This window comes from Oceaniferula spumae (genome assembly GCF_042849255.1).
In the GTDB taxonomy this organism is placed as follows: Bacteria; Verrucomicrobiota; Verrucomicrobiia; order Verrucomicrobiales; family Akkermansiaceae; genus Oceaniferula; species Oceaniferula spumae.
This window is the reverse complement of record NZ_AP026866.1, coordinates 3440016-3453422: the sequence shown is the minus strand read 5'-3', so window position 1 is coordinate 3453422 and position 13407 is coordinate 3440016. Positions and strand designations below refer to the sequence as shown.

General features: G+C 52.7%; 11 protein-coding genes. 9 read left to right on the top strand and 2 right to left on the bottom strand.

Annotated features, from left to right (window positions below; translation table 11 throughout):
* Positions 1-103 precede the first annotated feature (103 nt).
* From ACSPJT_RS14600 to ACSPJT_RS14585, 4 genes are all read left to right on the top strand, one after another.
* Entirely contained in the window at positions 104-2320 is a 2217-nt protein-coding gene (locus ACSPJT_RS14600) for a prolyl oligopeptidase family serine peptidase (RefSeq protein ID WP_435893292.1), read from the top strand.
* A gap of 105 nt (positions 2321-2425) precedes the next feature.
* Positions 2426-2839, top strand: coding sequence for a Minf_1886 family protein (locus ACSPJT_RS14595; protein WP_435893291.1), 414 nt, complete (start codon positions 2426-2428; stop codon positions 2837-2839).
* Between the two features lie 46 nt (positions 2840-2885).
* Positions 2886-3629 carry a platelet-activating factor acetylhydrolase IB subunit gene (locus tag ACSPJT_RS14590; RefSeq protein WP_435893290.1) on the top strand — a complete coding sequence of 248 codons (744 nt, stop codon included), beginning with the start codon at positions 2886-2888 and terminating at the stop codon, positions 3627-3629.
* 57 nt (positions 3630-3686) lie between these two features.
* Positions 3687-4340 carry an intradiol ring-cleavage dioxygenase gene (locus ACSPJT_RS14585; RefSeq protein WP_435893289.1) on the top strand — a complete coding sequence of 218 codons (654 nt, stop codon included), beginning with the start codon at positions 3687-3689 and terminating at the stop codon, positions 4338-4340.
* Between the two features lie 57 nt (positions 4341-4397).
* Here the strand turns inward: ACSPJT_RS14585 and ACSPJT_RS14580 are convergent, their stop codons facing one another.
* Positions 4398-5894 carry a hypothetical protein gene (locus tag ACSPJT_RS14580; protein WP_435893288.1) on the bottom strand — a complete coding sequence of 499 codons (1497 nt, stop codon included), beginning with the start codon at positions 5892-5894 and terminating at the stop codon, positions 4398-4400.
* Between the two features lie 111 nt (positions 5895-6005).
* Entirely contained in the window at positions 6006-7142 is a 1137-nt protein-coding gene (locus ACSPJT_RS14575) for a substrate-binding domain-containing protein (RefSeq protein WP_435893287.1), read from the bottom strand.
* A gap of 238 nt (positions 7143-7380) precedes the next feature.
* Here ACSPJT_RS14575 and ACSPJT_RS14570 point away from each other — a divergent pair, with 238 nt between their 5' ends.
* From ACSPJT_RS14570 to ACSPJT_RS14550, 5 genes are read left to right on the top strand one after another with little or no spacing between them, the layout of a single operon-like run.
* Positions 7381-8445 (top strand): Ldh family oxidoreductase, encoded by a 1065-nt coding sequence (locus ACSPJT_RS14570; protein ID WP_435893286.1) that lies wholly within the window; start codon positions 7381-7383, stop codon positions 8443-8445.
* Positions 8446-8462: 17 nt separating this feature from the next.
* Entirely contained in the window at positions 8463-9881 is a 1419-nt protein-coding gene (gene uxaC, locus ACSPJT_RS14565) for a glucuronate isomerase (protein WP_435893285.1), read from the top strand.
* A gap of 6 nt (positions 9882-9887) precedes the next feature.
* Positions 9888-10667, top strand: a complete 780-nt coding sequence (locus ACSPJT_RS14560) for an SDR family oxidoreductase (protein ID WP_435893284.1) — start codon at positions 9888-9890, stop codon at positions 10665-10667.
* A 15-nt stretch (positions 10668-10682) separates the two neighbouring features.
* Positions 10683-12296 carry a divalent metal cation transporter gene (locus ACSPJT_RS14555; protein WP_435893283.1) on the top strand — a complete coding sequence of 538 codons (1614 nt, stop codon included), beginning with the start codon at positions 10683-10685 and terminating at the stop codon, positions 12294-12296.
* A gap of 22 nt (positions 12297-12318) precedes the next feature.
* Positions 12319-13362, top strand: coding sequence for a Gfo/Idh/MocA family protein (locus tag ACSPJT_RS14550; RefSeq protein ID WP_435893282.1), 1044 nt, complete (start codon positions 12319-12321; stop codon positions 13360-13362).
* The last annotated feature ends 45 nt before the right edge of the window (positions 13363-13407 follow it).

The window sequence follows — 13407 nt, the reverse complement described above, 5'->3', positions numbered from 1 at the left end:
CCTCATGTCTTCGCCTCAGGGCCAGACGGAGGTGGCCTTTCTTTTTTCCTCCTATCCGAGGGATCACGAAAGACCAGCCTGTCTGAGAACGTTATGCCCAGTCATGATTCGATTGTTTCTCCTTTTCACATTCGCGTTTTGCTTCACCGCCGAGGCAAAGTCGACTGCCCACTACATCAGCAAGTGGGACAAGGCATGGCGCGAGGCGCAATCTGGCGCGACAAATCTCGACCCTAGGTTTTCATGGCAAGAGGATAGTTCATCAGTGATTTTTAAGCATGAGAGCCTTCACAAGGATGGTTCGAAATCATGGAACTTCCTGAGCTGTAGCGTCACGACCGGCGACCGGCAACCGGCGTTCGATCATGAGGACCTGGCCAAACAGCTCAATCGGGTATCAGGGAAAGAATTTGATGCCAGCCGCTTACCATTAGAAAACATTCGCCTAACAAAAGAACGGCTTTCATTTCGCGTTGAGCGCGACTGGTATCAAAAAAAGGATGGCACGCTAGAAAAAATCGCCCGAGAGAATCGGAAATCCAATAAACCCGAGCGGAAGAAAAAGGCCAAGCCGAACAGCCAGATATCACCTGACGGCAAGTGGCGCGCTTTTGTCAAAGACCGGGCTGTATTTCTGGTCGACCTCCAGCCGGGGTCTGACAATACACCACGCGAGATCGGAAAACCTAACACGGACACCGACTACTACCATGGAGCTCCTGTGTGGAACGCCTCCTCCAGCCATTTCATCATGCATTACATGATACCTGGGCAAAGACGCACGGTCACATTGGTGGAGTCGTCACCCAAAGACCAGCTGCAGCCGAAACTACACACTTTCCGCTATGATAAACCTGGCGACAAGATTGATCGCCAAGAACCACACATTTTCAGTATCGGTGGTAAACCCCGTCACATGCCTGATCCGGAGTTGACCAAGGACGCCTTCTCGATTGGCCACGCCAGTTGGGACACCGATGGCGAACGCGTCATCTACGAATACGTCGAGCGAGGGTTCGGCAAACACTACCTAATCGCCATGGATGCAGCCAGCGGCAAACACAGTCTCCTTGCAAAGGAGGAGAGCGATACCTTCATCTTTGTGAGTGGTGTCCGCTACCGTAAAAACCTAACCGATACACGTGAGATCATCTGGGGATCAGATCGTGACGGGTGGCGACACCTCTATTTGTTAGGTAGCGACACAGGCAAAGTGAAACACCGTATCACTGAGGGCAATTGGATTGTCCGCAAGGTGGAGCACGTGGACGAGCAGAACCGCAGCATCATTTTCCAAGCCAGCGGTCGCAATCAAGGCGAAGACCCCTACCACATCCATTGGTATCGCGTGAAGTTCGATGGCAGCCAGCTCACCCAGCTCACAGAAGCTGACGGCAATCATAAGCTGCTATTTTCACCTGATGGAAAATACTATATTGATACCTGGTCAAGAGTCGACCAACCACCGGTGAGCGAACTCCGCCGCAGTGCAGACAGCAAGCTGATCAGTACACTAACAAAGTCTGATATTAGCGGTCTGCTCGCACAGGGTCGAGCATTGCCAGAACGATTCGTCTGCAAAGATCGCAATGGTCGTTTCGACATCTGGGGCATGATTCTGACCCCTCCGAATTTCGATCCTAACAAAAAGTATCCGATACTCGAATACATCTACGCCGGACCACACGGGGCCTTTGTTCCCAAAAACTTTTCAGCCTGGCATGGCTACAGAGCCGAGATGACAGAGGAAGGATTTGTGGTCGTCATGATCGATGCATTGGGCACGAACTACCGCCACCATGACTTCAGTCATTTCAGTTATAAGAATCTGGTCGATTCCGGTTTCCCTGATCGCATCAAATGGATTCAGGAAGCCGCCAAAACGCGCCCATACATGGATGTGTCGCGAGTAGGAATCTATGGCGGGTCAGCTGGCGGCCAGAGCGCGACCTCCGCTGTCTTACACCATGGACAATTTTACAAAGCTGCCGCCTCAGACTGCGGGTGCCATGACAACCGGATGGATAAAATCTGGTGGAACGAGCAGTGGATGGACTGGCCAGTGGGTCCTCATTACAAAGAGCAGTCAAACATCACTCATGCTGGAAAACTTCAGGGAGCCCTCATGCTAACTGTAGGTGAGCTCGATAAGAATGTTGATCCATCATCGACTACTCAGCTTGTGGATGCTCTCACTAGGGCCGATAAAGACTTTGAATATTATATCTCAACGAGCAGCGGTCACGGCTCTGGCGAGAAACCTGTCATGCGTCGTAAACGGCTTGAGTTTTTCCAAAAACACCTTGGCAGCGTTCAATAACACGCTGATTTCCACACCCTAGGCTTGGCGTTTCTATTTCAGCACCTTGTGCCGATCATAATCCCCGCCTTGACAGTTGAAACTGAACACAGGAGACTCTAAATCATGCAGCCGACTCAATTCATGGACGCCGTCAAATCCGTCATCTCGAATGGATCGAAGTTTGACATCGGTGCCTATTATTTCCTCAAGGACGCTCTCGACTTCACAGTCAAACGCGCCATGGAAAACAACGATGGCGAACACCGGCATGTAACCGCCAGCGAACTGCTCTACGGATTCCGAGATCTCGCGCTGCAAGAGTTCGGACCGATGGCAAGCACCATGATGAGCGAGTGGGGACTGGAAACGTGTTCCGATATCGGCAACATGGTTTTCCAACTCATCGAGGAAGGAGCCTTTGGCAAGCAGGACTCAGATACCCCAGAGGACTTCATCGATATTTTCCCTCTGCACGAGACACTCGCAGCACCATACCGCCCGTCCCAGCCGAACACCACCCTCAAGGCCTCAGCTTAAACCTGCAAGGTTTCTAATTTTACTCCGTAGAAAATACTCACCTCTTATGAAATCAATCATCACCACCGCCATACTCGCAGCATGCACTCTCACCGCATCTGCACAAGCACCTGCTGCTCCCGCTAAGGAAGTCGCCGGAAACAGCGCCACAACTCCTGCCGCCAAACTCAATGCGGGTTGGTGGAAAAAGCGCCATGAGCAGAAAGTCGCCGCGGCTAAGAACGCAAAGGTCGATCTTCTTTTCATCGGTGACTCGATCACTCACTCGTGGGAAAACAGCGGCAAGAAAATTTGGCAGAAATACTACGCGCCTCGTAACGCCTTTAACATCGGCTTTTCAGGTGACCGCACCCAGCATGTTTTATGGCGATTGGATAACGGCGAAATGGCTGGCATGAAACCCAAGGTCGCTGTCATCATGATCGGCACTAACAACACCGGCCACACCATGCAAAAAGCCGAGGAAACCGCAGCCGGAATCAAAGCCATCATCGGCCGCGTCCACAAACTAAGCCCTGAGACAAAAATCCTGCTACTGGGAGTATTCCCACGAGGCATGAATCCGGACCACAAAATGCGAGTTCTCAACAACGAGATCAACGCCATCATCAAAACCTACGCAGAGGACGACAAAGTCACCTATCTCGACCTCGGACCCAAGTTCCTCGACGACAAAGGAGTGCTCACCAAGAAAGTCATGCCTGATGCTCTGCATCCGCAAGCACACGGCTACCAGATCTGGGCTGAGGCCATGGAGCCTACTCTGAAAGAGTTGCTCGGCGAAAAGTAATTCCGCGACTTTGCCGGATACAGGCGGTTGCATCCATTGCAACCCACCAAACAAACGATGATCTACCACAGCCGCCGTCAATTTCTCCGCACCGCCACTCTCGGTGGACTCGCATTGAGCACACCCGGTGTCTTTGCGGAGCTGGTGCAAACTCCACGCCAGACTGAAGGACCGTTTTATCCGAACAAACTTCCTCTCGATACAGACAATGACCTCATCATCGTCAATGACGGCCTAACCTCCGCCATTGGGGAGATCACCCACCTGAGCGGTCGGGTTCTCGACATCAAAGGCTCCCCTGTCCGCAATGCATTGGTCGAAATTTGGCAAGTGGATCAAAAAGGAGCTTACCTTCACACACGCGACCCGAGACACAAACTGCGTGACACTCATTTCCAAGGCTTCGGCCGTTTCCTTACCAATGCGAAGGGCGAGTATTATTTCCGCACGATCAAACCTGTCTCCTACCCAGGAAGAACGCCCCACATTCACGTGGCTGTTAAAATCAAGGGCAAGAAACGTCTGGTCACTCAGTGTTACATCAAGGGCGAACCACAAAACGCTCGTGACGGAGTTCTCAACCACATCCGTGACCAAAAACAACGCGAGTCGGTGATCGTGGACTTCTCTCCGATCAAGGACTCAAAGATAGGCGAACTTCAGGCTCGTTTTGACATTGTGTTAGGGTTTACGCCCGAGGATCATCATTGAAAAAATCCGCAGCGGGTAATGTTTCAACCCACTGCGGATGCTTATTTCACACACAAATTATTTCTGTCCTGTTGCCGGCAGGAAGCGGTAGTAGACTTCTAACATAAAGGTGGCGAGACAGGTGCGGTAGTGATTGGCTAGATCTGAGCCACCTTGGTATTGTGGAGCCACCGCATTGACCTTGGTGCCACCACCTACATTTTTCCAGCTGCCGTCGGCATTTTGATTATTGAGGAGTTGGTCACGGAATAACTTGTTATACTCGGCCCAATCATCTCCGCCGCGATTCATCATTGCCTGAGCATGATAGTAGTGACGGTAAAGATCAGCATCAGCGCTGTTGTAATCCAGCTTGGCATTTTTCCTGATATATTTAGCTCCTTTACGCACCAGTGAGTCGTGGCTCTTGTCCCACATCTGAAAAGCAAGCATCCCACCACCGGTCATGGTGAATCCGACATCACCATGGGCTGTGGCCGTAGCGTAGCCTACGCCGCCATGTGATGCTTGTTTGCTTTTGATGTAGTCGAGGGCGTTGCGTATGCTGCCTCGGAAAGCATTTTCCTCCCAAAGTCCGGTGTGCTTGCAGGCCTTGAGAGCCTGAATATGCCAGAGGGCGATCGATGTATCGCCGCCACGTTTGCCTGACATATCGTATTTGTAATCCCAGGCTCCTGAAGTGTGCTGATGTTCGAGAATCCAGTCTCCCGATGCCTTCGTAGCTTCTTGTAGTTTGGGTAAGTGGATGTCGAGGATCATACAGAAGGTCGCTGCTTCCGCGAGTGCGTAGGTGGCAATGGAGTGATCATAACACCAATGATTGTCATTAAAGTCATCAGCCATCTTGCCTCCATTTTTCATACTCACGTTGACGAGGTAGACCAGAGCGCGCGTGACGGCATCGCCAAATTCTTCAGAGTTGGGTGTTTCACAGTGCCCCAGAAAAGCAAGCACCGCAAAACCAGTCATGGCCACCTTTTTGTTAGAACACCAACTGCCATCGGCATTCTGTGTCTGCTTCAGCCAGCGTAAGGATTTCATAACAGCTTCTTCACACTGCTCGTTGCCTCCGTTGTTAGCGAGACGATCCAATCGATCAGCTTTGGAACAACGAGCACGATGACTGATCGGAATCCCCTCAAAAGGTTTACCTTCCCCTTCTCCCGGTCCGTTACCCACACCAAAGCCATCACCTCCGATACCAAAATCCGTGGAAGGATCAGGAGCATTGATTTCAGGTGTTGGGATCGAAATAATGGACCTGGTAAGTGCTGTCACCACCTTGGTCGGCAGGTTCGATGGCGCTGAGGGATTCCGTTTTACGGCACGCGTAAGCTCCGGCCTTTCGATGGGAGGATCATCTTTACTTCCATCCATTCGAGTCACTATTTCCGGACGAAAAATTTCTACGGTGGGCAGAAAATACCGCAGCAAGATTACACCTACTAACAGAACTGATAATACAGCAATTAGTATACTGGAGATGGTCGAGTTTCGCTGCTGCTCAGCAAGTCGCTTTTGTGCTTCGGGAGTAAGTTGGGCATGTAGGCTCATCGTAGGTAAGTGTGGTTGGTTCAATGTTCTGAACGCTCCACCATCGAATCTACTTAGAGGTTTTTTCCGACCTCACCAATCGTCAGCTACTAACCAACAGAAACAATCAATTCATCTAAACGCGCCCGGAGCCTTACCGGTCATACGTTTGATGAAGTTTGAAAGACCGGCTGAATCCGAGAATCCGGTTTGCTGAGCCAAGTGCTCCAAACTCACTGGCTGGCTCTTCAACAGATGAATGATGGCTGACAACCGTTGCTGCCTGATCACACCCGCAGGGCTCTCGTTCGAGTATTTTTCAAAGGCTCTTTCCAGCCCTCGACGCGACACTCCACAGTCGCCTGCGACCTCTGCGACGGAAGTCCCTCCCACTGCCTTAGCCGAGATCACATCCATCGCTTTCTGATAGGTGAGCAGGTATCGATCGATCTCATGGCTCGACTCTCGAACCACCATGGATGCCTGACTGATATGAATTTCCTTACCGTCATCGCCACCTAACAAATCTCGCAACTGACGAGCCGCGGCTTTCCCAACGTCAGCGGCGTGAAGGTCAATACTACTCAGTGGAGGCACGGTCGACTCACAGAGCAAGCGATCATTATCCACACCAATTACGGCTACTTGTTCAGGCACACTGAATCCAGCTAACTGACACGCATGGAGAACATCCAAGCCAGCTTCATCATTGCAGGCCAAAACTCCGCAGGGTTTGGATAAGCCCTTCAGCCAATCCAGAATTTTCATCACACCGTCCCAGCAATGTCTTTCGTCCTGCGACAGCGAGAGAGTGCTGTTTTTTGCCCCCTGCGAATCGGCATAGGCCTGAAATGACTGTCGCCGTGCTTCCGACCAAGCGACGCCTTGCCAGTGCACAAAGCCCCAGTAACCGAGGTTGAGATATTGAAATTCGCCGCCGGCCTTGCCGCCTATCGCTTCGTCATCGACGTGGGGACCATTGGATCGGTCGTCGTCGCTGGTTTCCACTCCCCGGATGGCGACGAGTGGAATACCCGACTGTTGTAAAAACGATTGCAGTTCGGGTTTGAGACCGCGCGCGATGACACCGGCGATGTCACGCCCCTTCAAACAGTCCTTCAACTGTCGTTTTTCGTGAATCATAGGCATCACCCACACCTCCCAATCACAGTCCTCTGAGCGCATCGACAAAATACCCCTCAAAACCTCACGGGAGAAGTATCCCTGACGGTTTCCGAGGAACAGAACTATGGGTTTTTCTATTTTCAACGAGTTGATTTTGTGCGTGCTTCAGCCTACAAACTGGCGCAGTTTATAAAGATAAAATACGCAGGTCAATATTGTAAGTCAGGAGTATAAACCGTATCCATTGAGCCGTGAAAACCGTTTTGGGTTCAGGAACCTCTTCTGATAGCGTCCAAGTGCCTTGTCGGCGAGCAAGCGGTCACACTCTCACTATTTCCATTTCAAGCGAATCCGAAGAAATCGTATCCACTTTTCCAACATCATGAACATCATTTCCGTAGAAGATCACAACGCTCTGGTGCAAGCTGCTTATGAAGCTCGCGGGTTCACACCCGATGAGGCTCTCGACGCGGCTGAAATGTGCGTCGCCGCCACGTGGCACGGCAACCGCACGCACAACGCACTGAAGGCTCTTCACCTGGACGACCTTTTTGGCTCTAAAAACGGGGGCTGTGTTCCCGGAGCTCAAATCGAAGTGGTGGAGAACCGCTTTTCCGCAGCGGAAGTTTGGAATTCTAACAAAAAACTCGGCCAAGCCGTCGCCAAGCGCGCCTTTGATCGCGCCATCGAACTCGCCGAACAACACGGCATCGGCATGGTCAGCGTGGACAACTGCTTCCACTATCTCTGGGGGGGAGGCTACGTCATCGAAGCCGCCAAACGCGGCTACATCGCCTACACCAACTGCACCTCCACACTAGCCGAAGTGGTTCCATTCGGAGGTAAAACCCCTACGCTAGGAACTAACCCCCACAGCTGGGGATTCCCCACCACCGAATCGCTGGGCTACCCGATCTGCATCGACTGGGCCACATCCACCTGCGCCATGGGCCGCGTGCAGCAGCTCAAACGTGAGGGGAAGGAGCTACCACCGATGGCTGCTGTCGACGAAAACGGAAACCCGACAACCGACCCTAACAAAGTGGCAGCCCTACTCCCATTCGGCGCGCACAAAGGCTACGGCTTATCGCTGATCAACGAACTCACCGCTGCCTTCATCGGAGGATCTCTACCCATCCACCGCGGCCGCACCAGCCCAAGTGCCGATGAGAAAAACAGCACCGCTTTCTTTTTCCAAATCATCCACCCTGATGCCATGTCATCTGGAATGTTTGCCAGTGGTCGTGACCAAAAATCAAACGTGCAAGCGGTCATCGAAAACATCCTCGGGCCAGGAAACGAAAACTGCCTCCTGCCCGGACAGTTAGAAGCGGAAGCTGCACAGAAATCAGAAGAAGCTGGAGGCCTCCTCTTCAGTGATGCTGAACTGGCTGAGCTCAACGAAATCGCAGTATCCCTCAACCGCCCACTAATCAGCGCACGCTGATCATCGCCACTTCTACCATGTATCTCAACAAGGACGTCTTTCTCGATACCGAAACCGCACGCACGCTCTATCATGAGGTGGCTGCGGAGCTTCCGGTTATCGATTTCCACACGCACCTGAACCAACAGGAAATCCTAGACGACCATCGCTTCTCAGACCTCTGGGAGCTGTGGCTGAAACACGATCACTACAAGTGGCGGCTGATGCGTGGATGTGGAGTGGAAGAGAAATACATCACCGGAGATGCCTCACCGTGGGAAAAATTCGAAGCCTTCGCGTCCATCATGCCATTGGCGGTGGGCAACCCGGTGCACCACTGGGCACATCTGGAACTACAGCGTGTGTTTGGAATTTATACTGTGCTCTCATCTGACACGGCGAAAAACATCTGGAAGAATGCCAACCAACAATTGGCCGAGGACGAATCGCTCAGTGTGCGAGGACTCTTGGAAAAATTTCAAGTGAAGCTCGTTTGCACCACGGATGACCCGACCGCAGATCTCTCGGCGCACCAGAAATTGTCCGATGAGAACACGACTGTCACACTCCCCACATTCCGCCCTGACTTGGCGATGGCGGTTGACCGGCCCGAAGTTTTCTCCGAATGGATCTTGAAACTGCAATCCTGCATCGGCAGCGCCATCTCTGATTTCCCTGGGTTGATATCGGCCTTGAAACAACGTCATGACGACTTCCACACGGTCGGCTGCCGTCTTTCCGACCACGGACTTCCCTTCTGTCCAAATGGCTACGACGATCAGACTTCCGTTCAGGAGCTGAACGACATCTTCACCAATGCCACTTGCGGCCGGACTGCGGCCTCCGAAGACGAACAAGAACTATTCGCCTCCGCAATAATGAGTCACGTCGCCGCATGGAACTCGGAAAAAGACTGGACCATGCAGCTTCACTTGGGACCGTTGCGCAATGTCAACGGCACGATGTTTGAACGAATCGGTCCTGACTCAGGATTCGACACCATGGGAGCTTGGCCACAGACACAAGCACTGGTCGATTTCCTCGGAGCCCTGCAAAAGAGTGCCGCACTCCCACGCACGATCGTTTACAATCTAAACCCTAACGAAAGCGCCGCCATCTGTTGTGCTCTTCAAAATTTCCAAGATCACAGCTGCCCTGGAAAAATCCAATATGGACCTGCGTGGTGGCACCTCGATCACAAAAAAGGCATCCTCGAGCAACTGGAACTATTTACACAGCTAGGCGCCATCGGAACCTCCGTGGGTATGCTGACGGACTCGCGCTCGTTCACCTCCTACGTGCGCCATGAATACTTCCGTCGCCTCCTCTGCCAAATGATTGGCCAAGCTGTTGAGGCCGGAGAAATCCCAGACGACACAGCGCAACTCAACCTTCTCATCGAAAACATCTGCTATAAAAATGCCTCTCGGTATTTCAAGTGGCCAACATCCATCTAACTTATCATGAACTACCTGAATTCTCTTTTTGATCTCAAAGGCAAAGTAGCTGTCGTCATCGGCGGCACCGGTGAACTTTGCGGACATATGGCGGCGGGTCTGGCGAAGGCCGGTGTCGAAGTGGTCCTCGCCGGACGTGACGCCAGCAAGGCAGAAGACAAACTCAAGGCCATCACCGATGCAGGAGGCAAAGGTTACTTCGCCGCCATCGACCTCAATGAAGAGGGCTCGCTGAAATCACTACTGGCAACCGTGATCGAGAAATCCGGCAAGGTCGACATCCTCATCAACGGAGCAGGCGTCAATTCCCCGACTCCTTTCTTGGAAATCAGCGATGAGGAAATGCATAATATTTTCAACGTGAACTTCGGTGCCACCGCACAAGCCTGCCAAATCTTTGGCGAATATTTCATCGAGGAAGGAATCTCTGCTTCCATCATCAATCTGGGATCTATTTCCGGGCTGAATCCGTTGTCGCGAGTCTTCACCTACTCTGCCAGCAAAGCCGCCGTGCACAATCTCAGTAAAAACCTCGCGCGCGAGTGGGCCGATCAGGACATCCGCGTCAACACGCTGGTGCCTGGATTTTTCCCCGCGGAACAAAACCGCAAGGTGCTTGATGAATCACGTGTCTTGGAAATCCTACGCAACACCCCGATGTCTCGCTTCGGGAATCCGGACGAACTCATCGGTGCTGTTCTCTTGCTAGCGTCTGCCAAAGCTGGCAGCTTCATCACTGGAACGGAAATGATCGTCGATGGCGGATTCAACGCCATGAGCATCTAACAAACTTATCATATTATGTCTGACTCACTCTCACGCGCCCAAAACGGCTCTTTCCTAACAAAGCTCGGCATTTATGCCAAAATGAGCGGCCCCGGCTGGATCCAGGCGGCGGTCACTCTCGGCGGAGGTTCATTGGTCTCAGCTCTCTACCTCGGCGTCATCGGCGGTTATGAATTCCTCTGGCTGCAGCCATTGGCGATGCTCTGTGGTATCGTTATGCTCTCGGCGATTTCCTACGTCACCCTGTCTACAGAAGAGCGGCCGTTCCGCACGGTGGAGAAAAAAATCTCCCCTGCTCTCGCATGGGGCTGGCTCATCGCCACCGTGATCGCTGATACCGTATTCTGCGCCGCCCAGTTTGCCTTGGGCACTGGCGCGATCACAGGGAACCTCGGTTTTGACGTCAATCCATACGTTATCACGGTCTCGTTTTTCATCATGTCGCTGTCACTGATTGCGATCTCACAGAAGGAAGGAAAAGCATCACGGATCATCGACAATGTACTCAAGGGACTGGTCGCGATCATCGTGCTCGCCTTCATGGGAGTGGTAGTCACTCTCGGCCTCAAGGGAGCGATCAACTGGGGTAATCTTTTCGGAGGCCTCATCCCCGACTTCTCCGCCTTGTTCAAACCCACATCGCAAATCAACGATGCGATCCTGGCCACTGGTGACCAAGCCGGCTACTGGACCGAGTATGTCACTTCCGAACAACGCTCGAAAATCATCGCCGCCTTCGGAACAGCCGTGGGTATCAACATGACCTTCCTACTTCCCTACTCACTGAAGAAAAAAGGCTGGGGTAAGCCGCACCGTGAACTCTCACGCTTCGACTTGGTTCTCGGTCTGTTCATACCCTTCATCCTCGGTGCCTCGGCTTTGGTCATCGCATCATCAGCCAGTTTCCACGCCAAACATGCAGATGTGATCAGTGCCGATGGAGCTCCCCTTCCCGGCATGGAAGGCATTTATCACGAGGTGTTAGATAAACGCATCAGCGCGACTAACAAAGACTTTGCAAAACTCGGCGACTCTGAAAAAGAGGTCGTCCGCAGCGTTGTTCCTCTCCCCGAGAAACAACTCGCGGCAATGCTATCCAACCGGAAGTCGTCCAACCTCGCTCAATCGCTCGAACCTTTCCTGGGAAAAAATGCCCAGATCATTTTCGGCATCGGGGTTCTCGCCATGGCCATTTCCACCATGCTCGTTCACATGATGATGAACGGCTACGCCATCTCGGAAGCCGTGAATAAAGTCGGAAGCGCCAAGGTTTTCCTAATCGGGGCTGCAATGCCAGCCGTCGCCGGATTGTTCTCGCCCTATCTTTGGTCGGGTGAATCCAAGGCCGCCATGGCAGTGCCTGCCTCGGTGATTGCTACCACATTGCTCCCCATTGCCTACCTCGCTTTCATCCTGTTGATGAACTCGAAGTCCGCACTCGGTGATGAGATCCCGAAAAAGCGCGGCCTGATCAACATTCTGATGATCATCTCGGCCGGTATCGCCAGCTTTGCTTCCGTCTGGGCGCTTAGCGGCAAAGGTGTCCCCGGCCAAATCGGCATGGCGGCACTCGCCATCCTAGCCGTTGTCGGAATTGTCGGATTTGCGAAAAATAACAAGCTAGCCTAGAAACCTACTACCTATTCACATTATGAAATTTGGAATCATCGGAGCCGGAATGATCGGCCGTTTTCATGCCCAGGCCATCCGCGACATGGAAGGCGGCAGCCTGCACTCAGTGCTCGACCGGAGCCAAGAACGCGCTGCAGCCTTGGCCGAGGAATTCGGAGCCAAGGCTTACACAGACATCGATGCATTTCTGGCGGACAGCGAACTGGAAATCGTCACCGTAGGAACTCCCAGCGGCGCCCATCTCGATCCCACGCTGGCTGCTCTCAATGCTGGCAAACACGCCATCGTGGAAAAACCGTTAGAAGTCACTCTCGATCGTATCGACCAGCTTATCGCGGCAGCCAAAGCCAATGGCAAAACGCTGGCCGCTGTGCTGAATCGTCGTTTTCACCCTGGCATGACCGCATTTAAAAAAGCAGCCGATGAAGGCCGCTTCGGCACCCTCGCCTCTGCCTCCGCTTACATCAAATGGTATCGTGATCAGGCCTACTATGACTCCGCCGGTTGGCGTGGCACTTGGGCACTTGATGGTGGTGGCGCTCTGATGAATCAATCCATTCACACGGTTGACGCCCTCATCCATCTCGCTGGGCCAGTGAAAAGCGTACAGGCAAATACTGTCTGTTTGGCGCACGAACGCATTGAAGTGGAAGACCATTGCGTGGCCTTGTTAGAATTTGAAAATGGTGCACGCGGAGTTATCGAGGCATCCACCTGCTGCTGGTCGAAGGACGGTCACCCGGCCCGAGTCCAACTCTCCGGCACAAACGGTTCCGTATTTCTCGCGGATGAATCCTTCGAAAGCTGGGACTTCATGGAAGAGAAACCTGAAGACGCGGAAATTAAGAAGACGCTGATGAAGGGCCAGGAAGCCGGACTCGGAGCCAACGATCCGACGGCAATCAACACCTACCAGCACCAACGCAACTTCGAAGAAGTGGTGCAAGCCATCGCCGAGGGACGCGAGCCGACAACCTCTTCTGCAGAAGCCAGAAAACCCGTCGCAGTGATCACCGCAATTTACGAGTCTGCCAAAAATGATGGCAAAAAGATTCTACTGTAAACCTGCGCCCCAGCGCACCCCTCCCATTTCCTAATCCCAACTTCC